This is a genomic window from Amycolatopsis sp. WAC 04182 (assembly GCF_003947465.1).
Lineage (GTDB): Bacteria > Actinomycetota > Actinomycetes > Mycobacteriales > Pseudonocardiaceae > Amycolatopsis.
This window is the reverse complement of the sequence record NZ_QHJJ01000007.1, coordinates 353,378-378,643: the sequence shown is the minus strand read 5'-3', so window position 1 is coordinate 378,643 and position 25,266 is coordinate 353,378. Positions and strand designations below refer to the sequence as shown.

Here is a 25,266-nt window from a genome sequence, read left to right as displayed (position 1 = left end):
CCGGACTTCCGGGTCGCCGTCTACGCGGCGGTGAGTGGCGCCTCAGATCACCCCGGCCCGCACCGCGTACGCGACGGCGTGCGGCCGGTTCTTCAGCTTCAGCCGTCCGGTGATGCCCTGGATGATGTGCTTCACGCTGCGTTCCGAGTAGCTGAGTTCGCCGGCGATCTCGACGGTGTCCTTGCCCTCGGCCATCAGTCGCAGCACGTCGATCTCCCGGGTGGTGAGCCCGGCGGTGTTGACGCCCATCGGATCGAGCACCTCGCGTTGCAGCCGCTCGACGTGCTTGAGCAGTTCACCGAGCAGGCTCGGCGGGAGCACTCCGCCGCCGGTGGCCGCCGCGCGGACGGCGTGCGCCAGCCGTTCGCCGGTCGTGGCCGACCGCGGCAGGACCGCCACCACCCGGCATTCGATGGCGGGCACGAGTTCCGCCTCGCTGATCTGGCTCACCACGAGCACCACCGGTTTGCCGTCCTCGGCGGCGAGCCGCCGGAGCCAGAGCACGATCTCCGGCGTCAGGCATTCGGCGGCGAACACCAGTACGTCGGTCTCGGCGCGCTGGTCCCAGTCCCGGATGTCGATCCCCTGCTGCGTGCCCAGCTGGCTGGCCAAGCCCGCGGTGGTGATCGGGTCGGGCGCGTGCACCGCCACGGTGATCTGTCGGGTTTCCGTGTCCACTTCGTCCCCTCCGCTTGTCCGCGGCCCCAGTCGGATGGGACACAGTCTGCGAAGGAGCTCTTCACGAAGTCTCCACGAGTTCTCAACGAGGCGTGAAGGACTTCGTGGCCTGCTGAAACGCCTCGACGTACTTGGGCAGCTCGTCCAGGATCTCGCGGAGCCTGCCCTCGGGTCCGGTGTAGTCCGGGTCGGCGAGGAGGGCGTAGCCGAAGGCCAGCGTCCGCCGAAGGTCGGTGATGCGGGCTTCGGCCTCATCGGCGTCGAGTACCAGCCTACCGTTCCGGGCGAGGCTGAGCAGGACGTCACCGGCGAAGTGTTCCTGATCCTGGCTCACTGTCACAGCATGCACAGCCGCGCATGCCTTCGACCAGAGCCGGACGACATTCTGCCCCCGAGAACGCCCGGCTTTGCCCGGTCGCCCCTCGGCTGAACGCGGCCTGAAACCCACATGAACGGACATCCGACAGTCCACGAAACGGCATGATCGGGGATCAACCGCCGAAACCCACACGGTGAGTGCCCGATTGATTGCGAAACCCACATCGCCGCCACTAGGCTTTCGCTGAGCAGGACACTCTTTTCGGCAGTCGGACGCACAGGCGGCAGGTCATGGACGAGGTTTCCTCGCTGACGGTGCGGCTGCTGGGCGGTTCCCCCGCCCGCCACGGCGAAGGCGAGATCGCGCTGGGGCCCGCCCAGCGTCAGGCGGTGTTCGCGACGCTCGCCCTGCGCGCCGGCCAGTTCGTCTCGCGCAAGGAGATCATCGACGCCGTCTGGGGCGAGCGGCCCCCGGACAGCGCCACCGGCATCGTCTACACCTACGTCTCCGCGTTGCGCCGCGCGCTGGAGCCGGCGGGCGAACCGCTTGTCGCCAGCCGCGCCGGCTACAGCCTCGATCTGCCGAGGCAGCAGATCGACGTCCACGTCTTCGAAGCCGAGCTGGAGCGGGCCCGCACGCATCGGATCGCCGGTTCGCACGAACGGGAGCTGGAGTCGCTTCGCTCCGCGCTCGGGCAATGGCGGGGTTCCGCGCTCGACGGGATCCCCGGGCCGTTCGCCGAGACCCAGCGCGCCCGGCTGAACGAGTTGCGGATGAGCGCGCTCGAACGCCAAGCCGAGGTCGCGCTGCACCTCGGCGCCTACCGCGAACTCGTGGGCGAGCTCGCCGTGCTGGTCGAGCGCCATCCGTTGCGCGAAGGCCTGCACCGGATGCTGATCACCGCGTTGTTCCGGTCCGGCAGGCAGGCCGAGGCGCTGGCCGCGTTCGACCGCGCCCGCGAGACGATCATCGAGCAGTCCGGCCTCGAACCCGGGCCGGAACTGCTCGCCCTGCGCCAGCGGGTCTTGGACGACGATCCGGCACTGCACCACCAGGACCGGCCGGAACGGCATCGGCAGGCCCATACCCCGCCCGGACGACCGTCCGCTTTCGTCGGCCGGGAGTTCGAACTCCGCCGGGTGCACCGGCACCTGGCCGCGCTGCTGGACGAAGGCCGCGGCGGCACGATCTGGCTGGACGGCGAGGCAGGCAGCGGCAAGACCGCGTTCCTGGCCGAAGCCCTCGCCACGGCGAGGAGCCGCACGCGCTGGGTCGAAGCCGACGAGCTGACGAGCGCGGTCCCGCTGAGCCTCATCGCCGACTGCCTCGGCGGCGAAGCCCTCGCCGATCTCGGCAAAACGGTCACCGAACTGTGCGAAGACGGGCCTTGGGTACTCGTCTTCGAAGACCTGCACTGGGCCGACGAGGAAAGCCTCCTCGCCTGGCAGCGGCTGCACCGCTTCACCGCGCACCTGCCACTGCTGCTGATCGGTTCGGCGCGGCCCCTCCCCCGGCGCCGCACCCTCGAAGTCCTCCGCTCGCGGCTCGACGGCGACGTCGTCTCGCTGCCGCCGTTCGACGGCCCGGCCGTCGCCGCGCTCGCCGAGGAGACCTTGGCCAGGGATCCGGGCGAGGACTTCCTCGGGTTCGCCGCCGGGTACACCGCCGGAAACGTCGGCTACCTGTGCGAGCTGTTCGCCGAGTTCGCCGACGGGCGCGAGCCCGCCATCACTCCGCACAGCCGGATCGCCGCCGTGGTCGAAGATCATCTCGCCGCGCTTTCCGTGCCGTGCAAGCGAACGCTGAATTCGGCGGCGCTGCTGGGCTCGTCGTTCACGGTCGCCGATCTGACCGGGGTCACCGGCCGCGAACTGCGGACGCTCATCGAAGCGGTCGAAGAGGCGCTCGCCGCGCGTGTGCTGGAAACCGAGGGAGATCGGCTGCGGTTCCGTGTCCCGCTGGTACGGGAGGTGTGCGCCGCGAACACCCCGCCCGCCATCCGCGCCGTGCTGCACCAGGAGATCGCCGCGACCATGGCGGGCTCCGGCGCCCCCGCGGACCGCGTCGCCGAGCAGTTGCTCCAGGTCGGCGACGAGCTGACGGCCCGCTGGATCCCGCAGTGGCTGCTCGACAACGTCCGCGCGCTGTCCACCGGCCCGGCGGTCGAACTGCTCCACTTGCTTTCCCACCAACGAAATCTGACCGAGGAGCAGCACCGGAGCCTGGCCGGCGAGCTCGCCGCGCTCCTGTTGCCCGAAACGGCGGCCACGCCCTCCTGGTCGGCGCAGCCCTGGTGCGCGCCGCTGCACACCCTCGCCCGGGTGCGCAACCGAACCGCACCGAGGACGTCCTAAACTGCGGGGACACAGTAGTGATCCGGCCACTTTCGGTGCATGACGAGAAATGGAGCCGGCTTGACGAACGGGCTGCGCGTCGAGTTGCTCGGGCCGCCTCGCGCCTGGCTCGACGACGTCGAGCTGAAGCTCGGGCCCGCCCGGCAGCGCGCGGTCTTCGCCACCCTGGCGGCGCGCCGCGGCCAGGCGATCTCCCTCGGCGAGCTGATCTCGGACGTCTGGGGCGAGTCGGCGCCCGCCAGCGCCACCGGCAGCGTCCACACCTATGTCTCCGGTCTGCGCGGCGCGATCCGCAAGGCGGGCGGTGACGCACACGAGGTGCTGAGTTCAACCGGGTCGAGTTACGTCCTGCGGCTGGACCGGGAAGCGCTCGACGTCAACCGGTTCGAACAGGACGCCGCGGCCGCCAGAGCAGCACTGCTCGCCCAGACCGATCAGCAGGGCGCGGCCGCGCGGCTGACCACCGCGCTCGGTCTCTGGCGCGGCGAGGCCTACTCCGGCGTGCCGGGCCCGTTCGCCGAAGCGGAACGCGTCCGGCTCACCGAACTCCAGCTCACCGCCACCGAACTGCGCGCCACGGCCCTGCTCGGCATCGGTGACCACCGCGAAGTGGTGGCCGAACTGACCGCGCTGGTGCAGCGGCACCCGTTACGCGAGTCGTTGCACGAGACGCTCATGCGCGCCCTGCACGCCAGCGGGCGGCAGATCGAAGCGCTCAGCGCGTACCGCGAAGCCAGGCGAATACTGCGGGACGAACTCGGTGTCGAACCCGGTGCTCCGTTGCGGGATCTGCACCAGCGCATCCTGGACGGCAGCGAAAAACCTGTCACCCGACCGAAACCGGTTCCGGTCCGCGTCGTGCCGCCGCCGGTCGCCAAGGCGATCGACCGCGGCGGCCAGGGGTACCTGCCGGGCCGTGCCCGCCAGGTCGAGCGGCTGGACGGCTTCGTCACCGACGTGCTCGCCGGCCGCGGCCGCCCGGTCTGGCTCGAAGGCGAACCGGGCATCGGCAAATCGGAACTGCTGATCGCCGGCCTGTCGGGCGCCGCGGCGCGGGGCTGCCAGCTGGCCTGGACCGCGGCCGACGAGCTGCGGCAACGGTTCCCGCTGCAGGTGATCATGGAATGCCTCGGCGTGCACCACGGCGCGGCCGATCCGGCCAAGGCCCGGCTGGCCGGCGAGCTGCACGCCGAACCCGCGCACGGCAACTGGGGCCCCGCCGACCCAATCTTGTCCACTGTGGACAAATTGCTGGCGCTGGTCGACGAGACCTGCGCGGCGGGCCCGCTGGTACTGGTCATCGACGATCTCCACTGGGCGGACGAGGCGAGTGTGCTGCTGTGGCAGCGGCTGGCCGCCGCCACCCGCCAGCTGCCGCTCCTGCTGGTCGCCGCCACGCGCACCGGGCACGGCCGCCGCGACCTCGCCCAGCTCCGTCGCGGGGTCGAGGCGAGGGACGGCGAGATCATGCCGGTCGAAGTGCTGACCGACGACGACATCGCCGCCGTGTTCGAGGTGGTCCTCGAAGCCAAGCTCGGCCCGAGCCTGCGCCCGCTGGTCCGGCGCGCGGCCGGGAACCCGCTCTATGCCAGGGAAATCGCGTACGACCTGGTCCGCACCGGCGCTCTGCGGAGCAAGGACGGCGTGGCCGAGGTGACGCTGGACGGCACCGAGAACGCGCCGCGGTCGCTGCTGGCGGCGGTGGCCAGGACGCTGGAATGCCTCGACCCCGCCACGACCGAGATCCTGCGGACCGCCTCGCTGCTGGGGGCGGAGTTCGCCGTCGAGGACCTCGCCGCGCTGGCGGACAAGGGCCCGTTGGAGGTCCTGCGGGAGCTGGAACCCGCCACCACCGCGGGCGTCATCGAGTACGCCGGCGACAAACTCGCCTTCCACCATCCGTTCCAGCGGCAGGCGCTCTACGGCGCCATCGCCGAACCGGTCCGTGCCGCGTTGCACCGGCGCGCCGCCGAATCGCTCGCGCGGGCGGGCGCGCCGATCAAACGGGTCGCCGAGCAGCTGGCGGCCGGGCCGGTGCCGTTCGACCCGTGGCTGGCAGGCTGGCTCACCGCCAACCACGTCGCGGTGTCCAACCGCGCCCCGCATATCGCGGCCGACCTGCTCCGCGGCGCGCTCGACAGCACGGTGCCCACCCGCGAGCAGCGGGAGACGCTGATCGCGGCGCTGGTGCGGGTGCTGTTCCGGCTCGAACTCGCTCCCGAGGCGGAAGCCGAGCAGGCGGTGAAGATCGTCACCGACAAGGCGGATCTGGCGCAGATGCGGCATTTCCTCGCCGCGCTGCGGTACCGCCGGGGCGACACGCCGGGCGCGATCGAGGCACTCGCCGACACCGCGGACGACCCGACGATGCCGGAGCTGTGGCGCACCAGTACCCGGACGCTGCTCGCCAACTTCCGGCGCGGCACGCTCGCCGATCTCGACGAGACCGAACGGATCGCGCGGGCCCTGCACGCCGAGGCGAGTGAGCGCTACCCGGCCGCGCACGCGCAGCAGACGTTGTGGCTCGTGCACTCGATCCGCCGCGAGCACGACCGGGCGCTGACCGCGATCGACGCGGCGCTCGAGACCACCGGTGACGAGCCCGACCTGGCGACCCTGCGGTTCGACCTGCTCGACAACCGCCTGTTCACCCTGCAGAACCTCGACCGGCTCGCCGAAGCCGACGCCACGTTGCACGCCGGGTACGAGACGGCCGCGCGGCACGGCCTGCCGACCGGCCCGCAGGTCTCGGCCGCCGTGCACTACTACTGGACCGGCCGCTGGGACGAGGCGCTGGCCGAACTGGACTCGGTCACCGAGGACGGCCCGGCGATCACCTTCTACGGTGTCCGCGAGCCGGGCGCCGCCGCCCTGCTGTTGCACGGGGTCGCCGCCCTCATCGCGGGCCAACGCGACGAACGCGTCGCCGTCCGCGCCCATCTCGAAGCGGCCGAAGCACACTCGCCGTCGAACTCGTCCGAGCGCGAGAGCTGCGACTTCTACCTGGCGGCACTAGCGATGGCCGCCGAGCAACGCGGCGAACTCGACGACGCGCTGAGGCTGTTCGCGCCGGTGCTGCGGCCCGACTACGCCCGGATGATGCTGCGCCACCAATGGCTTCCCGACGTCGTCCGCGTCGCGCTCGCCGCCGGAAACGACGCTGTCGCGCAGGAAGCGCTCGCCGTCTGCGCCGAGGAGGCGAGCCAGGAGACCGTCCCCGCCAGGGCCACCGCGGCCGCGCTCCGGTGCCGGTCGCTGATCGACGGCGACCCCGAAGGCATGCTGGCCGCGGCCGATCACTACCGCGAGGTCCACCGCCCGATCGAACTCGCGGCCGCACTGGAGGACGCCGCCGAACTGCTCGGCCGCGCCGGTTATCTCGAAGCGGCGACCCGTTCGCTCACCGAAGCGTGCGAGGTGCTCGGCGACGTCGGAGCCACCTGGAGCATCCGCCGGGCGGAAAGCAGGCTGCGCCGCTACGGCGTGCTGAGCCGCGCCGAGCGGAGCCCCCGGCACAGCGGGGCGCTGTCGCCGCTGGAACTGCGGGTCGCGCGGCTGGTGGCGGCGAAGCTGTCGAACCCGGAGATCGCCGCCGAGCTGAGCCTGCCGAGGCGGACGGTGCAGTCGCTGGTGTCCAGGGTCCTGACCAAACTGCACGCCGATTCCCGGCTGACCGTCGGCGACCAGCTGCCGAGACGACTCGCGTGACCGCACGACCGAGGAGAACCATGACCCGCGTACTGGCCGGATTGACGGCACTCGTGCTGCTGCTCAGCGGCTGTTCGAGCGCGCCGGAAGCCGGCGGCCCGATCAAGCTCACCGTCGCCACCTTCGGCGAGTTCGGGTACGAAAAGCTTTTCGACGACTACGAAAAGGCCCACCCGGGGATCACCGTCGAGGGCCGGGTCGCCGACTTCGAGACGCATCACCGCCAGCTCGCCACCGGGCTCGGAGCGGGACGCGGCAGCGCGGACGTGGTGGCGATCGAAGAGCAGTATCTGCCGAAGTTCCGCCAGTCGACGGACAAGTTCAGCGATCTCTCCGAGTTCGGCGCCCAGGGGCTCCGCGAGCAGTGGCCTGCCTGGAAATGGGACCAGGGCACGGCCGAAAACGGGAAGTTCGTGATGGGCCTCGGCACCGACATGGGCAGTCTCGCGCTCTGCTACCGGCGCGACCTGTTCGCGAACGCGGGCCTGCCGTCCGACCGCGACCAGGTGGCCGCGCTGTGGCCGACCTGGGAGAAGTTCGCCGAAACCGGCGAACGGTTCAGCGCCAAGGCACCGGACGACGTCAAATTCGCCGACTCGGCGGGCACCGTCTACACGGCGATGCTCAACCAGGCGCAGGAGAACTACTTCTCCAAGGACGAGCGGTTCATCGCCGACACGAACCCCAACGTGCGCAAGGCCTTCGAGCTGGCGGGCGGGATGGCGCTGAAGAAGGAGACGGCCGCCGTCACCACCTTCACCCAGCCGTGGACGGTGGCGATCAAGCAGAGCCGGTTCGCCGCCATCACCTGTCCCGCGTGGATGCTCACCCAGATCGAAGAGGCGGGCGGACCTGAGCTCGCGGGCAAATGGGACGTCACCTCGGTTCCGGGCAAGGCGGGCAACTGGGGCGGCTCGTTCCTGACCGTCCCGAAACAGGGCGCGCACCGCAAGGAAGCCTACGACCTCGCCGTCTGGCTCACCGCGCCCGAACAGCAGAAGCGGATCTTCCTCGAAAGCGGGCTGCTGCCGAGCGCGCTGGGCGCGTATCAGGACACCGCCGTGCTTTCCCACACCAGCCAGTACTTCAGCGGCGCGCCGATCGGCAAGATCTTCGCGGCCTCCGCCGAGGCTTTGCGGCCGAACTACCGCGGGCTGCGCGACGGCGAGGTGCGGCCGGTCTACGGGCACGCCCTCGGCCGCGTCGAAGAGGGGAAGCAATCGCTCGACCAAGCATGGAGCCAGGCAGCGACCGAAGGCCGCGCCGCGGCCGACAAGTGAGTGGAGACGGCGTGACACGCAGGTTTCCGGCCGGGTTCCGGTGGGGCACGGCCACGGCGGCGTACCAGATCGAGGGATCGACGACGGTGGACGGCCGTGGACCGTCCATTTGGGACACTTTCACCGCGCGGCCGGGTTTGGCCACCGGTGACCCGGCTTGCGACCACTACCGGCGTTACCGCGAGGACATCGGGCTGCTGAGCGGGCTCGGCGTGCCCTATTACCGGTTTTCCGTCGCATGGTCGCGGGTCATGCCGGATGGCCGCACGGTCGAGCCACGCGGCCTCGCCTTCTACGATCGCCTTGTCGACACGGTGCTGGAGCACGGGATCACCCCGATGGTGACGCTCTACCACTGGGATCTGCCGGAAGCGCTGCAAGCGGAAGGCGGCTGGCCCGCCCGTGACGTCGCGAGCCTCTTCGCCGACTACGCGCTGACTGTCCACAAGGCACTCGGCGACCGGGTTCGGCAGTGGACCACGATCAACGAACCGTTCTGCGCCGCCTTCATCGGCTACGGCAACGGCGATCACGCGCCCGGCATCCGGGACGAGGGCGCGGCCTTGGTCGCCGGGCACAATCTCCTGCTGGCGCACGGCAAGGCCGCGCAGGCGTTGCGGGCGAACGGCGGTGAGCAGGAAGTGTCCATCGTGCTCAACTTCGCCCCGGTCCTGACCGATGTGGACGACACCGCGCACCGCGAGGCCGCGCGCAAGTTCGACTTCCTGCACAACAGGTTCTTCCTCGATCCGCTGCTGGGCCGCGGCTATCCGCCCGAACTGCTGGCGGATCTGGCGCATCTCGGCACGCTGGAACCGGCGATCGCCGACGGTGATCTGGAGATCATCGCGCAGCCGCTGGACGTCCTCGGCGTCAACTACTACGCGCCCGCCCGCGCGGTCCCGCTCGACGATCCCGAGGCCGACAGCAACTGCCCGCTGCCCGGCCTGCGCGGAATGGACGTCCAGCCGCCCCGCGGCGACCTGACCTCGCTCGGCTGGGAACAGCGACCCTCTTCGTTCACCGATCTGTTGCTGTGGCTGCACGAACACTGCCCCGGCCTGCCGCTCGTGATCGCCGAAAACGGCGCCGCGTTCGAGGACGAGGTCGTCGACGGGCGGGTACACGACGAGAAACGCGTGCGCTACTTCGCCGAACACCTCGCCGCCGTCCACGACGCGATCGAACGCGGCGCCGACGTCCGCGGCTACATGGCCTGGTCGCTGCTGGACAACTTCGAGTGGGCGATGGGGTACACGCAGCGGTTCGGCCTCGTGCACGTCGACTTCGAAACACAGGAGCGGGTACTCAAGGACAGCGCCCGGTTCTACGCGGATGTGGTGGCGCGCAACGGGCTGTGACGGCGTTGTTGCCGGAAAACGGCGACGCGCTGGAGTCTGTCGATGGGCGGTCGCTTGTTCTGTGGGCACATGCTGCGGTTCGCGAATGCGTTGGCATCAAACGGCCTTCGGTCATCGCCGAAAAACGGCGACGCACTGGTGCCGGAAACTGTCGGTGGTCGGTTGTAGCTTCTGTGTGTGGACACCCGCAACGCCACTGTGGCGCTACTCAAGGAAATCACTGCTTCTGATGCACTGAAGGAGGTCAATGCCGGGCTGGATTCGTTGGGCGACGGTGATGCTGTCGACGCGGCTGTCGCAGCGTCGGAGGGGATCGCGCGGTTGGAGGCGGTCCGGTTCCGCGCGTTGGCTCAGCTGAATCGGCACCGTGGTGGGGCGTCGAGTGTGGTGCAGGAGGTCGCGTTCGCTCTGTCCGTTGTGGACGCTCACGCGGCCGGTCTGGTGTCGACGGCGGCGGCGTTGACCACCCGCCTGCCCCGCACACTCGGGCTGCTGGACCGCGGCGAGGTAGGTGGTTACGGGGCGATGAAAGTCGCCACCGCGACGGCGTGGTTGTCGGACGAGGATGCCCGCGCGGTGGACGAGGTGTTGGAGGACCGGCTGCCGGGCCGGAATTCGGAGCAGATCCGGAAGGCGGCGAATCATGCGGCGGTGGTGGCCGACCGGGAGGGTGCTGCTCGACGGGCGGAGCGGCATCGTGGCGGGCGTCGGTTGTCGATCCGGCAGGGCGAGATGGGGGTCGCCTCGATCGAGGTCGAAGACGGCCCCGTCGAGAAAGTCGCCGCCGCCTACACGCGGATCGATCGTGAGGCACGCGCCCTCAAGACTGGGGACGAGACCCGCACCCTGGATCAGCTGCGCGCCGACATCGCCCTCGACCTCCTGCTGGGCGGCCAAGGCGGCAAGACCGAACGGTCCGAAGTGTTCCTCTACATGGACCTGAACACCTACCTCGGGATCAACGAGGATCCCGCCGAACTGGCCGGACACGGGCACATCCCCGCCTCACTGGCCCGGCAGATCGCGTCCGGGCCGGACACGGTGTTGCGGCGGATCATCACCGACCCACTCTCCGGACAAGTCCTCGACCTCGGCCGCGACCGCTACCGGCCCACCGCCGGACTGGGCGAGTTCGTGCGGGTCCGGGACCGGGAATGCCGAAGACCCGGCTGCCACCGCGTCGCCCAAGCCTGCGACCTCGACCATTCAGTGCCGTGGCAGCACGGCGGCCACACCGCCAACACCGAACTGATCGATCTGTGCCGCCGCGACCACCGTTTGAAAGACGAACCCGGCTGGATCTACCACCTCACCGAAGACGGCACCCTCACCATCACCACACCCACGGGACACAGCTACGACAGCTCGCCACCGCCACTGCACGAACCCCGCACCGAGGAACCACCGTTCTGAACCGTCGCCGAAAAACGGCAACGTGTCCACAACCAGCGGCGCCGACTTGGTTGCCGAAATACGGCTACGGCCCGATCGGGCAGGACTCCGCTCGTGATCACGCCGTGGGCCTTCCTGACGCCGAAAACGGCCATGGCCCAGCCACTCGACACAACCGCGGCCGCACCAAGCGACCACACAACAACCTGCCCTCGCCGAAAAACGGCAACCACCCGGCCACGAGAACAGGGCCCAGACCCGGCCGTGGTCGTCAGGCCCGCGGCGCGCCCCGCATCACGCCGTCGACCACCTTCCTGGCCAGCAGGATGAACAGCACGATCACCGGAAGCACACCGATCGTGGCCGCGGTGAGCATCAGCGAGTAGTCGGTGAAGTAGCCGCTCGCCAGCCGCGACAAAGCCACCTGGACGGTCGGGTGCGCGTTCGGATCGAGCACGATCAGCGGCCAGAAGAAGTCGTTCCACGCGGTCATGAACGTCAGCATGGCGAGCACGGCGGCCTGAGGACGGATGGCGGGCATGGCGACGTGCCAGAACAGGCGCGCCGTCGAGCAGCCGTCGACGCGTCCGGCGTCGAGCAGTTCGCCGGGGATGGCCTCCTCGCACGCCTGCCGCATCCAGAACACGCTGAAGGCGCCGACCAGCCCGGGCACGATCACCGCCTCCAGCCGCCCGTACCAGCCGAGTTCCCCGACCACGAGGTACAGCGGGATGACGCCGAGCTGGGCCGGAACCATGGCGGTGCCGATGACCACCAGGAAGAGCGAGTCGCGGCCCGGGAAGCGCAGCCGCGCGAAGGCGAATCCGGCCATGCTCGAGAGCAGCACGTTCGACACGGTGACCGTGCCGGCGACGATCAGCGAGTTCTGCATCGCCAGCCAGAAGTCGACGGTCTCGAAGACCCTGCCCACGTTCTCGATCAGGTTGCCGCCGGGCAGCAGCGGCGGCGTGGTCTCGCCGAGGGCGGAGTTGTCCTTCGAGGACACGACGAACGACCAGTACAACGGGAAGATCGACGCGACGGCGACGGCGAGCAGGAGCCCGTAGACGACGAATCCGGTCCGTTCCCTGGCCGCCACGGTCACTCACCGCCCCGCATCCGGCGCACGAGCGAGAAGTTGACCAGCGCGAACACGGCCGAGAACAGGAACAGCACCCAGGCGATGGCCGCCGCGTATCCGGCGTCGAACTCGCCGAACCCTTTTTCGTACAGGTACATGGCGAGGGTCTGGAACTGCCGGTCGGCGCCGCCGGTCCCGTTGACGCCGGTGTCGTCGAACAGCTGCGGCTCGGCGAACAGCTGCAACCCGCCGATGGTCGAGATGACGACGGTGAAGGCGATGGTCGGCCGGATCGCGGGCACGGTGATGGACCAGAAGGTCCGCCAGCGCGAGGCGCCGTCGAGCATCGCGGCGTCGTAGCGCTCCTGCGGCACGGATTGCATGGCCGCGAGGTAGAGCAGCGCGTTGTAGCCGGTCCAGCGCCACATCACCATCGTGCTCACCGCGACGTGCGAGGCGAACCGGTCCGAACGCCAGTCCACCGGATCGAGCCCTGCCAGGCCCAGCACCCAGTTGACGACGCCGTAGTCCTCGGCGAACAGCTGGCTGAACACCAGCGCCACCGCGACCACCGAGACGACGTTGGGCAGCAGCACACTGGCCCGCCACAGGGTCCGCGCCCGCAAGGGACGGTCGAGGAGGGCGGCGAGCCCGAGCGCGGCCAGCAGTTGCGGGACGGTCGAAAGGACGAAGATGCTGACCGTGTTGAAGAGCGCGTTGTAGAAATGCGGATCCTGAAGCAGCACGGCGAAGTTGCCGAGCCCGGCGAACCCGGTGTCACCGTTGACCAGATGCCAATGGTGCAGCGCCACCCAGGCGGTGTAGAGCAACGGGAAAAGTCCGAACACGCCGAAAAGGACGTAGAACGGCGCTGTCATCAAGTATCCGGCGAGCCGCTCGCCCGTACGCTTCAAACGATGATCACCTTGACGCCTGCCCGGCTGATGTCGTCGATCTCCTCCGGCTCGACGCCGCTGTCGGTGATCAGCGTGTCGACGTCGCAAAGGCCCCCGAACCGGGCGAAATGATCGTCGCCGATCTTCGTGTGATCGGCCAGTAGCACCGTCCGCCGGGCGGACGCGATGGCCGCGCGCTTCACCATCGCCTCGGCGGTGTCCGGGGTGGTGAGCCCTCGCTCGACGGAAAGGCCGTTGGTACCGAGGAAAGCGACGTCGACGTACGTGTCCTTGAGTGCGTCGAGCGCCCAGCCGTCGACGGACGCCATGGTGTGGCCGCGCAGCCGTCCCCCGACCAGCATCAGCGTGACGCCGGGCCGGTTGGCGAGGGTGAACGCGTTCGGCAGCGAAGGGGTGACCACGGTCAGCCCGCGGTCGGCGGGGACGAGGTTCGCCAGCCGGGCCACCGTGGTGCCCGCGTCCAGCAGGATCGCGCCCCCGTCGGGGATCTGCTCCAGCGCCGCCACGGCGATGCGGTCCTTTTCCGCGCTCATCACCGCGTCGCGGGCGTCGAGCCCCGGCTCGATACCCAGCCGCTCGACGGGGATCGCGCCGCCGTGCACCCGCCGCACCGCTCCGCTGCGTTCCAGCGCCGTCAGGTCGCGGCGGACGGTCTCGCTGGTGATCTCGAAAGCCGCCGCGAGCGTCGCCACGTCGACTCGGCCGTTCTGCCGGGCCTGCTTGAGGATGGCGCGCTGCCGCTCTTCGGCGTACAACGGTCACCTCCTGCCCTGGCGGATGAGCGGTCATGGCGACAATAGTTGGTTTCTCGGCGGTCCGACAACGGAACCCCTCATCCGGAATCCGCCGCTCTGTCCATTGAGGACATAGCGTGCGCGGCGTTTTCGCCGACGGTTGCCCGAAACTACGCCAGGACTGCCCGTTTGGCCCGCAGGAAAGCCCGTTCCGTGTCGTTCGTGGCCAAGGCGATCGCCTCGTCGTAGGCAGCGACGGCCTCCGAAGTCCTGCCGAGGCGGGACAGCAGGTTCGCCCGCGTGGCGGGCAGATGGTGATACCCGGGCAGGTCCAGCTCCTCGATCCCGGCCAGCGCCGGCGCCGGGCCGTGTACCTCGGCGACGGCGACCGCGCGGTTGAGCGCGACGACCGGCGTCGGAGTGAGCCGCCACAGCTGGTCGTAGAGCGCCAGCACCTGGGTCCAGTCGGTCGACTCGCCGTCCGTGTGCACGGCGTTGATCGCGGCCTGCACCTGATACGGGCCCGGACGGCCGAGGCGCAGGCATCGCCGCACCAGTTCGTGGCCCTCGACGATCAGCTCCCGGTTCCACAACGACCGGTCCTGCTCCGCGAGCACCACCAGCTCACCGGAAGGCCCCACCCGCGCGGGGCGCCGGGCTTCGGTGAGCAGGAGCAGTGCCAGCAGCCCGATCACCTCCGGCTCCTCGGGCATCAGATCGGCGAGCGCCCTCGCCAAGCGCACCGCCTCCACGCAGAGGTCCGTCCGCAGCAGGTCGCCCGACGTGGACGTGTACCCCTCGTTGAAGACCAGGTAGAGCACGGTGAGCACGGAGTCCAGCCGATCCGGCAGCTCGCCGGTCCCCGGCACCCGGTACGGGATCCCCGCGTCGCGGATCTTCTTCTTCGCGCGGACGATCCGCTGGGCCACGGTCGTTTCCGGGACGAGGTACGCCCGCGCGATCTCCCCCACCTCGAGCCCGCCGATCAGGCGCAGGGTGAGCGCGGTCCGCGCGAGCGGTGAAAGCGCCGGATGGCAGCAGGTGAAGATCATGCGGAGCTGGTCGTCGCGCACCGGCCCCACCTCCCGCGGCTCGTCCTGGGAGTGCAGGAGCAGCGCCTGGGCGTGCCGGGCCTCGCGGGTGGATTCCCGGCGAAGGCGGTCGATCGCGCGGTTGCGGGCGGTGGTCACGATCCACGCGCCCGGATTGGGCGGCGTTTCCGCCCACTTCTCCATCGCCGTCGCGAACGCGTCCTGAACCGCCTCCTCGGCGAGCGTGATGTCGCCGAGGAGGCGGGTCAGGGTGGCCACGCACCGGCCGTACTCCGCCCGGTAGATCCCGTCGAGATCCATCGGCGTCACCGCGACGGGTCGCCGAACGGCCGCACTTCGATCGGCTGCCCGCAGGCGAGCGCGCATTTTCCGGCCCAGGCCAGCGCCTGGTCGAGGTCGTCGACCTGGATCACCCAGAAGCCGCCGAGCTGTTCCTTCGTCTCGGCGAACGGCCCGTCGGTGATCGTGACCTTGCCGCCTTCGGGGCGGACGACCGTGGAGACGTCCGAGTGCTCCAGCCCGCCCACGAAGACCCAGGACCCGGCGGCCTTCATCTCGTCGGTGACCTTGCCCGTCCTGGCCAGCATCGCCCGGACCTCTTCCTCGGGCGCGTCCCGTTCGCTCTCGTCGAGCTGGACGGCGAGCAGGTACTGCCTCATTACGGACCCCTTCGACGGCTCAGGAGATCATTCCACGGTGACGGACTTCGCGAGGTTACGCGGTTTGTCGATGTCGTGGCCGAGGATCAGCGCCGCGTGGTAGGCCAGCAGTTGCAGCGGAATGGTGAGCAGGATCGGGTCGAGTTCCGGCTCCGACCGCGGGACCACGAACCGCGGCACGTCGAGATCGCCGAAGTCCACGTCGTCGTGGGTGATCGCCAGCACCTGCCCCTTGCGCGCCCTGATCTGCTGCATCGCGGCCAGGTTGCGGTCGGCGAGGTCGTCGGACGGCACGATCGCGACCGTCGGCAGCTCCTCGTCGATCAGCGCGAGCGGGCCGTGCTTGAGCTCCGAGGTCTGGTAGGCCTCTGCGTGCCGGTACGAGATCTCCTTGAACTTCTGCGCGCCCTCCCGTGCCACCGGGAAGCCGCGGACCCGGCCGATGAAGAACAGGCTCCGCGCGTCCGCGCAGATCTTGGCGTGCTCGGCGATCTGCGACTCCGCCTCGACGATGGCCGCGACCTGCTTCGGCAGCGCGCGGAGTGCCGCGACGATCCGCTGTCCGTCCGCATTGGACAGATCGCGGACGCGACCCAGTGCCAGCGCGATCATCGCGAACCCGACGGCCATGTTGGTGAGCGCCTTGGTCGAGGCGACGGCGATCTCCGGGCCGGCGTGCAGGTACAGGCCACCGTCACAGGCCCGCGCGATCGTCGAACCGACGACGTTCACGAGGCCGACCACCCGGCCGCCCTTGCGCTTGACCTCTTCCACGGCGAACGCGGTGTCCGCCGTTTCGCCGGACTGGCTGACCGCGATGTAGAGGGTGTCCGCTTCGATGATGGGGTTGCGGTAGCGGAACTCGGACGCGGCCTCCGCGTCGGCCGGGACCCGCGCCAGGTCCTCGATCATGGTGGCGCCGATCTGGCCCGCGTAGTACGCCGAACCGCAGCCGAGGATCTTCACCCGTGCGAAGCCGCGCAGATCACGGGGAGTCAGGTTCAGACCGTCCAAACGGGACACTCCGAACCGGTCGTCCAGCCGTCCCCGGATCATCCGCTCCAGGCATTCCGGCTGCTCCTGGATCTCCTTGTACATGTAGTGCCGGTGACCGCCGAGGTCGAGGTCGTCGGCCTGGATGTCGATCGCCGTCGCGGCCTTGCCGGTGTCGCTCTCGTCGACGGTGAAGGTGCGGTAGCCGGTGGCCGAGACGCTGGCGAACTCGCCGTCGTCGAGATGCACCACCTGCGAGGTGTGCCGGACCAGCGCGGACAGGTCGCTGGCCACGAACATCTCCCGGTCGCCGACGCCGATGATCAGCGGCGAACCGTTCCGCGCGACCACGACCCGGTCGGGGTGCCCGGTGTCGGTCACGGCGATGGCGTAAGTGCCGGTGACGAGGGAGACCGCCTCGACGACCGCGTCTTCCAGCGTCTTCGCGCTCGACCGCGCGATCAGGTGGGCGAGCACCTCGGTGTCGGTCTCGGAGGACAGCGTGACCCCGGCCTGGGTGAGCTGCTCGCGCAGCGCGTCGGCGTTGTCGATGATCCCGTTGTGCACCACGGAGATCCGGCCGTCCTCGGAGACGTGCGGATGGGCGTTGGCCTCGGTCGCCGGGCCGTGCGTCGCCCACCGCGTGTGCCCGATGCCGACCTTGCCCGCGAGCCGCTTCGGCAGGGCGGCCGTCAAATTCCGCACCCGCCCCACGATCCGGTGCACCTGGGCGCCTTTACCGCCGAGGACGGAGATCCCGGCCGAGTCGTAGCCGCGATACTCCAGCCGCGTCAGCCCCTCGATCAGGATCGGGGCGGCGTTCTGGCCGCCGATGTAGCCGACGATTCCGCACATGACGAGTCAACCTCACAAAAGAAAACGGACGGGTGTGGTCCGTCAGCCGTAGACGATGCGGCGCAGTTGCCGCTCGGACAGATCGGGAGGCGCGACGAGACGACGGCTCAGCTCACCGGCGATACGGGGGAAGATCTCCGGGTTCTTCCTGCCCTCGGCCTGCAACCGGGCATGCCGCTCCCGGACGTACTGCTCGACCGGCTGCCGGTAGAACGCCAGGACGTCCTCGACGACACGGGCGGCGATGGCCGTCGACAGACCCGTCGACAAGGCCACCTGCTCGACGATGTCCGCGTCCTCCACGGAGCCCATCATGCACATCGGGCTATCGAAACGCCAGTTCTTGCCCGAAATCGGGCAAGAACTGGCAGTCAGTCGGCGGCCGAGAGGTTGTTCGCCAACGAGCCAGGGGGTGCTCCATCAGAGTGGCGGTTCCCTTGCCCGCTACTGTCGGCGCGACCTCGCCGCCAGACTCGAATGATGACCGGCGTCCCCGAGTTCGTGGTTCCCCGGCAGCTACCCCTGGCGGTCCGTGACTTCACCGGCCGGGCCGACCACGTGGCCGCCCTCGACGCGCTTCTTTCCGGGAACGGACCGGACAGCGTCTCCGACGCCGTGGTCATCTCCGCCTTGGACGGCGCCGCGGGCATCGGCAAGACCTCGCTGGCGGTGCACTGGGCGCATCTGGTCCAAGACCGCTTCCCCGATGGGACCCTGCACGTGAACCTGCGGGGCTACGGACCCGGTGATCCCGCCGGCCCCGGCGAGGTGCTGGACGGCTTTCTCCTCGCGCTGGGCACACCGCCCGGCGACCTGCCGCAAGGCATCGAGGCCCAGGCCGGGCTGTACCGCTCCCTGCTGGCCCGTCGCCGGATCCTGATCGTGCTGGACAACGCGAACAGCGCGGACCAGGTCCGGCCGTTGCTTCCCGCCTCACCCGGTTGCATGGCCATCGTGACCAGCCGGGACAGCCTCACCGGCCTCGTCGTGACCGAATCCGCCACCCGGATCACCTTGGATCTCCTCAGTTTCGGCGAAGCGCTGCAACTGGTGACCGGGATCATCGGAGCGGAGCGGGCGGCGGCCGAACCGGTCGCGGTCGCCGAACTGATCAGGCTGTGCGCGCGGCTCCCCTTGGCACTGAGGATCGCCGCCAGCCGGGTCGGCGCCGACGGGCGGACCACGGTCACGGACGTCGTCTCCGAACTGCTCGACGACCGCGACCGCATCGACGCCCTGAGTACCGCGGGAGACGACCGGGCCGCGGTCCGGGCTGTGTTCGATTCGTCGTATCAGCGCCTCACCGCGGAGCAGGCGTCGTTGTTCCGGCGCTTGGGCCTCCACCCCGGCCCGGATCTGAGCCTGCACGCGGCGATGGCCCTCGGCGGACTCGACGTGCGGAACGCGCGCAGACTGCTCGGCGGCTTGGCGTCGGCACACCTGCTCGAGCCCTCTGCCGGCAACCGTTACCGCTTCCATGACCTTCTTCGCGCCTACGCCCTGGAGCAGGCGACGGTCGTGGACAGCGCCGAAGACCGCGATGACGCTCTGAAGGCACTGCTTGACTGGTATGTGCACACCGCCCATGCGTGCGATGTCGTCCTCTTCTCCGGGCACCTCAGGCTGCTTTCGCCCGCGGCGATGCCGGTCCCCAAGCCTCCTTTCGACGACCAGGGAGGAGCGATGGCCTGGATCGAGGCCGAACGCTTCAATTGCCTGGCCGCTCTGCGACACGCCGCCACCAACGGACTGCATCAGGTGGTGATCTCCCTCGCCGAAGGACTCCGGTTCCTCCTGTTGCTCGGCAGGCACGACGAGTGGCTGGAGTCCGGGCTGGCCGGGTTGGACTCCGCCAGGAAAACCGGTGATGACGCCGCTGAAATCAGACTCCTGCTGATCACCTCGGAGGCGTTCACGCTGTTGAACCGCTGGGTTGAAGCACTGCCCGACCTCGAGAGGGCCATGGCCCTCTCGATCGAACTCGGCGACGAGTACAACCAGGCGTCGGTGCTCAACGGAGTCGGCTTGACCCACAACGAACGGGAAGACTTCGACAAAGCGGTCACTTCGTTCTCCGAGGCACTGCGCATGATCCCCAAAGGCGTACGCATGGAAGGTGTCATCGAAGGCAACCTCGGCCTCGCGTATGCAGGGCTTCGCCAGTATCGGCTGGCGTTCGCGCATTGTGAGCGAGGACTCGCCCTCCGCCGCCGCGTCGGCGATCTGACCGGGGAGGTCGGCGCGATGAACGCGTTCGCCAAGCTGCTGCAGGACATCGGCGACCACGGGAAGGCCATCGAAATGTGCCGGACCGCCATCGCACGGGCCCGGGCGATTCGCGCGCCGCTGTCGATCGCCCACCCCTCCTACACACTCGCAACTTCACTTCACGAGACAGGCAAAGTGCGTGAAGCCATCGAATGCTGGACCGAGGCCGCCGTGCTCTTCGCCAGGTACGGCAACGAACAACGCGCCGCTCAAGCGCGCGAGCGCATCAAGGAGGCAACAAGTCCAGCGGCCAGCTCCGCCCGCTCGGCCATCGACTCGACCAGCAGGTACTCGTGATCGGCGTGCGCACCGCCGCCGACGGCGCCGAGCCCGTCCAGGGTCGGGACGCCGATCGCGGCCGTGAGGTTGCCGTCGCTCCCGCCGCCGACGGAGACCCCGGCGACTCCGGGCAGCAGCCGTTGCGCGACGGCGAAGAGGTCCGCGGCGGCCGACTCGGGCATCGGCGGCCGGTGGATCCCGCCCCGCACCACGAGTTCCGCCCCTCGCAGGCGCGGGGTGAGCGCGGCGAAACCGGCCTCGACGCGTTCCTTCTCCTCGGCGGACTCGACCCGCACGTCGACCACGACGGTCGCGGACGCGGGCACGACGTTGCTCGCCGTTCCCGCCGAGGCGACCGTCGGGGTGACGCTGGTCCCGGCCTCTGGCCGGTCGAGCGCGGCGATCGCCAGCACCTGATGGGCCGCTTCGGTCAGCGCGTTGACCCCGGCCGCGGGTTCGAGGCCGGCGTGCGACGCCCGGCCGGTGACGACGACCTCGAACGTGCCGCACCCCTTGCGGCCGATCTTGAGGCCACCGCCGTCGGCCGCTCCTTCGAACACGAGCACCGCGCCGCACGCGCGGGCGCGTTCCTCGATGAGCGCGCGGGATTCGTGCGAGCCCGTCTCCTCGTCGGCCGTCACCAGGATCTCGACGCCGGTCGTGTCGCCGAGCGCCGCCAGGCCGTGGATCGCCTGGACCAGCCCGCCGAGCATGTCGAACACCCCGGGCCCGGTCACCCGGCCGTCGGTCACCGCGAACGGACGCCGCGCCAGGGTGCCGATCGGGAACACGGTGTCGTGGTGCCCGAGGATCAGCACGCGCGGTTCACCGGCCCCGGACCACCGGACGTGTGGTCCCGCCGCGCTCTCCACCAGGTTCGCCGTTCCGCCGAGACGAGCCTCGATGAGGGCTTCGACCGCCTCGGCCGACGCCGTCAAAGCCTCGATGTCCCCCGAGGGCGACTCGATCTCGACGAGGGTCCTGAGGTCTTCGATCATCGCGTCGACAGTCATGCGCCTACTTTCGCGCAGGCGGGAACGCCGTCGCTGCGCGGCCTCGAAAGCCTGCGGCTCGAATTCGCCTGAAAGTCCGGTTTTCGACCTTAGGCGGTTGCCGACCGGCGCCGGACTGCGCATGCTTCGCACCAATCCGGCGTCGGCGGGGGTTGCCCATGTACCAGGAACGCGAGGTCAGATCCGGTTCGTTCCCCCGCGCGCTTTCCGAAGCGGTGGAGCACCGCGGCCTTTCCCTGTCCCGGATCCGCGCGCATCTGGCCGCACGCGGCGTTTCCGTGGCCGAATCGACCTTGAGCTACTGGCAGCGCGGGCTCCGGCATCCGTCGACACCGCGCTCGCTCGACGTCGTCCGCGCGCTCGAAGCGGTGCTGGGCCTGCCCGCGGACAGCCTGGTCGTCCTGATCGGCCCGCAGCGGCGGTCTCCCGGCGACGACCGCAGGCCCTCGTTGCCGGAGTTGCGGCAGAGCTGGGCCGAGACCTGCTCACTGCTGGACGAACTAAGCGAAACCCCCGGTGCGGTGGGAAACGCGAAGCTCGACGTCGTGACGGTCGTCGACGTGCTGACCATGACCTCGGAGGGCCGGATCTCGGAGATCGGCTCGACCATGGTGGTGCGGGCGCGGGAGCCCGGCGCGGACGGTTTCGTGGTGACCCATCAGGACGAGCCCGGCACCGACATGGAGGCCACGACGGTGTCCGCCACCGATGGCTGCCGCAGAGGAAGAGTGCGCCGAAGCGCCTCGTCGCCGGGGATGGTGTTCGAGCTCCTCTTCGACCGTGGCCTGGCCGAAGGGGAAACGCACACCTTCGCGTTCACTTTGCGGCTGGCCGCGTCTGTCCGTTCGACCTGCTTCCACCGGACGGTGCGGTCGCGCATGTCGGCGTATCTGCTCCGCATCCGTTTCGACGACGGCGCGATACCCGCGCGCTGCGTGAAAACCGTGCGAGAGCGCGAAGAACTCGCTCCCGTGGTCAGCGAGCCGCTGCATCCCGGGCCGGGCGCGACGGTCAGCGCCTACTTCGAGGATCTCGGCGTCGGGATCGCGGGGATCGACCTCATCTGGGAGTGAGCCGGCGTTTCCGCCACACCGCGACCAGCACGACACCCGCCCCGGCACCGGCGGCGATCAGGCCCGCCACGATCGAGACGGGGAACCCGGAGTCGCCGGGCGGCGGCACCGCCTGCTGGGTGAAGCCGATCCCGCGGTCGCGCTGGTAGTCGGATCCCGGCAGTTTGTCGGCGTAGCGGCCCTGCACCTGCCGCTGGTACTCGGAAAGCGGGACGAACTCCCCCACCGGCGACTGCGGCAGGCTCGCCCGCAGGAGCACCACGCCGCCGGGCCCCAGTTCGTACCAGCCGTTGATCTGCGGCTCGTTGAGCAGGACCGAACCGGGCTTCAGCCGCGCGCTCAAGGTCTCTTCGTCGTTGCCGGAGAACACGCTCGCCGCGACCCACTTTCCCGGGCCGTCGGGCATCGCCTGCAGGGTGGCTTTCTGGCCGGAATCGGCGGTGGCCGTCACGGCGATGGAACTCAACGCACCGGCCGGCGCACCGGCGATGCCCCTGACGAAGTCGGGATTGAGGGTGTAGACCGGGATTCCCCTGTCCCCCATGGTGATCCGCTGCGGTTCGATCCGGTCGACCTGCCGGAAGTTCGATCTCGCGAGACCGATCGCGTCGGGCTGCCCGGCGACGCGCACGGCGGCCGCGAGGTCGTCGGCCGAGGGCGGGGCGACTCCTTCGCTCGCCGTGGCGGGCGGGGTGGCGGACAGCACCGTCGCGACGGCCACCGCGAGACAACCGGAGAACTTCCGGCAGGTCTTGTTCATGGCGGCGGCTCAGCCCTTCCGGATGTTGACGATGGTGTCGTTCCAGCGGAACTGGGCGTTGCTGCGGTACTGGTTGTAGTTCCAGGTCTTGTAGCGCGGAGAAGACGGCCACGGGTCGCCGACCATGATCGACTGGCTGGTCGAGTCGTAGCCGTAGATCACCTGGGCATGGCCGCCGCCGGACGTCCAGTAGATCCCCGTCAGGTTCAGGATCCCGGAGTCGACCTGGCTGACGACCGAGCTGAAGCCGATCGGCCCGCCCGCGTCCTGCGCGGAGAAGCCGGTCCCGCGGAACCCGCGGACGATTTCGGGGATCTGGGCGGGCTGGTTCGGGCAGTACCCGGCCGACGTGCCCTTGCCCGCGGCGCAGAACTGGGCCTGGGTGGCGGTCCCGCCCTGCGAACGCTCGATGCTCGAACCGTCCGCCGCCCAGCACCATTGGTTGTACTGCTGCACCTGCTGGGTGTAGTTCAGCTGCTTGGACGCCGACGTCGCGGCGACCGTCATCGCGGTCCCGGCCACCGGCGCGATCTCGCGCACCTGGGTGTGGATCTGGGTTTGGACGAGACCGTGGGACCGGTCCCCGGCATCGCCGGGCTGAGCGAGGGCGGTGGCGGGCAGCATGCTCAGCGCGAAGACGGCGGCTCCGGTGGCCAGCGTGGCCCTCGAAAGGCTCTTCACAGATGTCTCCTTTGACACGGGGATGGGGAGATCACCGTGCGCCGCACCGGCTTCGGGAACAACGCCCTCACCAGGCGCGAAGGAGCGGCTGTGAGCGTTCACAGGACCGGGACGCGCTCGCGTGCCAGGAAACAAGGGGTGCGCGGTGACGGGGCGACGGCCGCCGCGCAAGATTCACGGCCCCTTCACAAAGGCTGTGAATCCACCACGGGTCAGGACTTGGGGGTCGCGAGTGTGGTGGGCCGGGCGCGGCCCCGCAAGACGACGTCCTCCGTCGCCTTCCACCGCGCGGCCTCGTCATCGGCCGCGGACTCGATCGCCGTCCACGAAGCGAGCAGCCGGGCTTCGACGTTCTTGGCCAGTTCGGTCAGCCGGGCGGCTTCGTTGACCGGGTCGCCGATCACCGTGTATTCGAACCGCCGCGGATCGCCGACGTTGCCGGCGACCACCTCACCCGTCGCCACGCCGATCCCGGCCGGGCATTCGGGTACCTCCGCCGCCAGCCTGCGCGAAATCGCCCGGCCCGCAGCGAGCGCGAGGGTCGCGTGGTCCTCCAGCCGGACCGGCGCGCCGAAGATCGCCAGCGCGGCGTCACCGACGAACTTGTTGACCAGCCCGTGGTTGCGGTCGACCTCGTCGACCACCACCGCGAAGAACCGGTTGAGCAGGCCGACGACCTCCTCGGGCGGGCGGCTCGCGGCCAGCGCGGTCGACCCGATCAGGTCGACGAACAACACCGACACCGTCCGCACCGTGCCGCCGAGTTCGGAAGACGTGCGCATCGCCTCGCTCGCGACGTCCTCGCCGACGTGCCTGCCGAACAGGTCGCGCAAACGTTCGCGTTCGGCGAGACCGACGGCCATCCCGTTGAAACCCGCTTGCAGCAGCCCGAGTTCGGTGCCGTCGTAGACCGGGATCTCCACGGCGAAGTCACCGGCCCGGACCCGGCCCAGCGCGTGCTGCACCGATCGGATCGGGTTCACCACGGCGCGGGCGGTGAACACGGTCACCAGCAGGCCGAAGACCAGTACGACGAGGCCGAGCGCGATGACCGAGATGGCGAGCTTCGTGGTCGACACGTCGCCGCGCACCCACGCCAGCACCGCCGTGACCACCAGCCCGGCCACCGGCACCCCCGTGCCGAGGCACCAGAACAGCAGCATCCGCAGATTGACCCCGCCGCTGAGCGGCCGGTCCGGCGAGGTGCCCGCGAGGGCGAGGGCCGCGTACGGCCGCAGGATGAATTCCCCGGCGAGGTAGGCGATCGCGCAGACGACCACCCCCGCGAACGCGACCACGAGCAGTTCGGTGAGCACGACCCGCGGCTGCACCAAGGCGGCCAGCACGCCGAACACCGCCGTCGCGACGCCCCACAACACCGCCTGGACCAGCGTCAGACGCAACGGGACGCGGAGGCTGGCCGCTCGTTCCTCGTCGCTCGGCGTCCGGCCGTCGGCGGCCCAGCGCAGTGTCCGCAGCGCGCCGCGGGTGCCCCACAGCGCGCCGACGACGACGGCGGAGACCACGTAGACGGGAACCGCGATCGCGGTCACGCGGACGAGGTCGCCCGACATGCCCGGAGCGGGCATGAGCAGTGCCGCCAGCCCGACCACGACCAGCGCGCCGATGACGTTGGTCGCGATCAGCGTCCCGGTGAGCAAGCCCTGGACGCGGCGGCGCAACACGGCCGAATCCTGGTCGAGCGGGCCGAGCAGCCAGGAGCCGAACGGCCCCTGTCCGCGGCCCCGAACAGAGGAGTCGTTGTCTGGTCGCACCCGTGTCCCGCCGTTCACCCCGGTTGAGTGAACG

20 protein-coding genes are annotated in these 25,266 nt (G+C 69.9%); 7 read left to right on the top strand and 13 right to left on the bottom strand.

What is annotated here, in order from left to right; genetic code table 11:
• Window positions 1-42: 42 nt before the first annotated feature.
• Window positions 43-678 (bottom strand): response regulator transcription factor, encoded by a 636-nt coding sequence (locus DMH01_RS33920; protein WP_125682074.1) that lies wholly within the window; start codon window positions 676-678, stop codon window positions 43-45.
• A gap of 82 nt (window positions 679-760) precedes the next feature.
• Entirely contained in the window at window positions 761-1,012 is a 252-nt protein-coding gene (locus DMH01_RS33915; RefSeq protein ID WP_034316198.1) for a hypothetical protein, read from the bottom strand.
• Between the two features lie 275 nt (window positions 1,013-1,287).
• Between DMH01_RS33915 and DMH01_RS33910 the strand changes: the two genes are divergently transcribed.
• The 5 genes from DMH01_RS33910 to DMH01_RS33890 all read left to right on the top strand — a co-directional run bounded on the left by DMH01_RS33910 (window position 1,288) and on the right by DMH01_RS33890 (window position 11,113).
• The gene (locus tag DMH01_RS33910; RefSeq protein ID WP_125682072.1) at window positions 1,288-3,351 is read left to right on the top strand and encodes a BTAD domain-containing putative transcriptional regulator; all 2,064 of its coding nucleotides are present in this window, start codon (window positions 1,288-1,290) and stop codon (window positions 3,349-3,351) included.
• Between the two features lie 60 nt (window positions 3,352-3,411).
• Window positions 3,412-7,059 (top strand): BTAD domain-containing putative transcriptional regulator, encoded by a 3,648-nt coding sequence (locus DMH01_RS33905; protein WP_125682485.1) that lies wholly within the window; start codon window positions 3,412-3,414, stop codon window positions 7,057-7,059.
• Window positions 7,060-7,079: 20 nt separating this feature from the next.
• Window positions 7,080-8,339: an ABC transporter substrate-binding protein gene (locus DMH01_RS33900; protein WP_125682070.1), complete on the top strand. Its 1,260-nt coding sequence runs from the start codon at window positions 7,080-7,082 to the stop codon at window positions 8,337-8,339.
• 11 nt (window positions 8,340-8,350) lie between these two features.
• The gene (locus tag DMH01_RS33895; protein WP_125682068.1) at window positions 8,351-9,700 is read left to right on the top strand and encodes a GH1 family beta-glucosidase; all 1,350 of its coding nucleotides are present in this window, start codon (window positions 8,351-8,353) and stop codon (window positions 9,698-9,700) included.
• Between the two features lie 177 nt (window positions 9,701-9,877).
• Complete coding sequence (locus DMH01_RS33890) at window positions 9,878-11,113, top strand: HNH endonuclease signature motif containing protein (RefSeq protein ID WP_233621760.1); 1,236 nt, start codon at window positions 9,878-9,880, stop codon at window positions 11,111-11,113.
• A gap of 250 nt (window positions 11,114-11,363) precedes the next feature.
• Here DMH01_RS33890 and DMH01_RS33885 read toward each other — a convergent pair whose 3' ends face one another.
• From DMH01_RS33885 to DMH01_RS33855, 7 genes are all read right to left on the bottom strand, one after another.
• A complete protein-coding gene (locus DMH01_RS33885) occupies window positions 11,364-12,191 on the bottom strand; it encodes a carbohydrate ABC transporter permease (protein ID WP_199745731.1) in 828 nt (275 codons plus the stop codon).
• Between the two features lie 2 nt (window positions 12,192-12,193).
• Window positions 12,194-13,087 carry a carbohydrate ABC transporter permease gene (locus DMH01_RS33880; RefSeq protein WP_125682064.1) on the bottom strand — a complete coding sequence of 298 codons (894 nt, stop codon included), beginning with the start codon at window positions 13,085-13,087 and terminating at the stop codon, window positions 12,194-12,196.
• Entirely contained in the window at window positions 13,084-13,845 is a 762-nt protein-coding gene (locus DMH01_RS33875; RefSeq protein WP_125682062.1) for a DeoR/GlpR family DNA-binding transcription regulator, read from the bottom strand. The genes DMH01_RS33880 and DMH01_RS33875 overlap by 4 nt, the downstream gene beginning before the upstream one ends.
• A gap of 149 nt (window positions 13,846-13,994) precedes the next feature.
• The gene (locus DMH01_RS33870; RefSeq protein ID WP_125682060.1) at window positions 13,995-15,176 is read right to left on the bottom strand and encodes an RNA polymerase sigma factor; all 1,182 of its coding nucleotides are present in this window, start codon (window positions 15,174-15,176) and stop codon (window positions 13,995-13,997) included.
• A gap of 5 nt (window positions 15,177-15,181) precedes the next feature.
• Window positions 15,182-15,535: a YciI family protein gene (locus DMH01_RS33865; RefSeq protein WP_125682058.1), complete on the bottom strand. Its 354-nt coding sequence runs from the start codon at window positions 15,533-15,535 to the stop codon at window positions 15,182-15,184.
• 27 nt (window positions 15,536-15,562) lie between these two features.
• Window positions 15,563-17,383, bottom strand: a complete 1,821-nt coding sequence (glmS, locus tag DMH01_RS33860) for a glutamine--fructose-6-phosphate transaminase (isomerizing) (RefSeq protein ID WP_125682056.1) — start codon at window positions 17,381-17,383, stop codon at window positions 15,563-15,565.
• Between the two features lie 42 nt (window positions 17,384-17,425).
• A complete protein-coding gene (locus tag DMH01_RS33855) occupies window positions 17,426-17,698 on the bottom strand; it encodes a hypothetical protein (RefSeq protein ID WP_034324749.1) in 273 nt (90 codons plus the stop codon).
• 165 nt (window positions 17,699-17,863) lie between these two features.
• On the opposite strand from DMH01_RS33855, the gene DMH01_RS33850 reads away from it, so the two are divergent.
• Entirely contained in the window at window positions 17,864-19,948 is a 2,085-nt protein-coding gene (locus tag DMH01_RS33850) for a tetratricopeptide repeat protein (RefSeq protein WP_158633272.1), read from the top strand.
• Here DMH01_RS33850 and DMH01_RS33845 read toward each other — a convergent pair.
• Window positions 19,861-20,943: a M20 family metallopeptidase gene (locus tag DMH01_RS33845; RefSeq protein ID WP_125682051.1), complete on the bottom strand. Its 1,083-nt coding sequence runs from the start codon at window positions 20,941-20,943 to the stop codon at window positions 19,861-19,863. The two genes, DMH01_RS33850 and DMH01_RS33845, sit on opposite strands and share 88 nt — an antisense overlap.
• Window positions 20,944-21,101: 158 nt before the next feature.
• Between DMH01_RS33845 and DMH01_RS33840 the strand changes: the two genes are divergently transcribed.
• Complete coding sequence (locus tag DMH01_RS33840; protein WP_125682049.1) at window positions 21,102-22,016, top strand: helix-turn-helix transcriptional regulator; 915 nt, start codon at window positions 21,102-21,104, stop codon at window positions 22,014-22,016.
• On the opposite strand, the gene DMH01_RS33835 is transcribed toward DMH01_RS33840, so the two are convergent.
• From DMH01_RS33835 to DMH01_RS33825, 3 genes are all read right to left on the bottom strand, one after another.
• Window positions 22,003-22,776 (bottom strand): hypothetical protein, encoded by a 774-nt coding sequence (locus tag DMH01_RS33835; protein ID WP_125682047.1) that lies wholly within the window; start codon window positions 22,774-22,776, stop codon window positions 22,003-22,005. The genes DMH01_RS33840 and DMH01_RS33835 overlap by 14 nt on opposite strands.
• 9 nt (window positions 22,777-22,785) lie before the next feature.
• Window positions 22,786-23,457, bottom strand: a complete 672-nt coding sequence (locus tag DMH01_RS33830; protein WP_125682045.1) for a papain-like cysteine protease family protein — start codon at window positions 23,455-23,457, stop codon at window positions 22,786-22,788.
• A gap of 212 nt (window positions 23,458-23,669) precedes the next feature.
• Window positions 23,670-25,232: an adenylate/guanylate cyclase domain-containing protein gene (locus DMH01_RS33825; protein ID WP_125682043.1), complete on the bottom strand. Its 1,563-nt coding sequence runs from the start codon at window positions 25,230-25,232 to the stop codon at window positions 23,670-23,672.
• Window positions 25,233-25,266 lie beyond the last annotated feature (34 nt).

Coding starts and splice junctions, on each gene's coding strand:
- DMH01_RS33910 (WP_125682072.1), top strand. CDS start 1,288: ATGGACGAGGTTTCCTCGCTGACGGTGCGGCTGCTGGGCGGTTCCCCC.
- DMH01_RS33900 (WP_125682070.1), top strand. CDS start 7,080: ATGACCCGCGTACTGGCCGGATTGACGGCACTCGTGCTGCTGCTCAGC.
- DMH01_RS33870 (WP_125682060.1), bottom strand. CDS start 15,176: ATGGATCTCGACGGGATCTACCGGGCGGAGTACGGCCGGTGCGTGGCC.
- DMH01_RS33865 (WP_125682058.1), bottom strand. CDS start 15,535: ATGAGGCAGTACCTGCTCGCCGTCCAGCTCGACGAGAGCGAACGGGAC.
- glmS (WP_125682056.1), bottom strand. CDS start 17,383: ATGTGCGGAATCGTCGGCTACATCGGCGGCCAGAACGCCGCCCCGATC.
- DMH01_RS33855 (WP_034324749.1), bottom strand. CDS start 17,698: ATGATGGGCTCCGTGGAGGACGCGGACATCGTCGAGCAGGTGGCCTTG.
- DMH01_RS33850 (WP_158633272.1), top strand. CDS start 17,864: ATGACCGGCGTCCCCGAGTTCGTGGTTCCCCGGCAGCTACCCCTGGCG.
- DMH01_RS33845 (WP_125682051.1), bottom strand. CDS start 20,943: ATGACTGTCGACGCGATGATCGAAGACCTCAGGACCCTCGTCGAGATC.
- DMH01_RS33840 (WP_125682049.1), top strand. CDS start 21,102: ATGTACCAGGAACGCGAGGTCAGATCCGGTTCGTTCCCCCGCGCGCTT.
- DMH01_RS33835 (WP_125682047.1), bottom strand. CDS start 22,776: ATGAACAAGACCTGCCGGAAGTTCTCCGGTTGTCTCGCGGTGGCCGTC.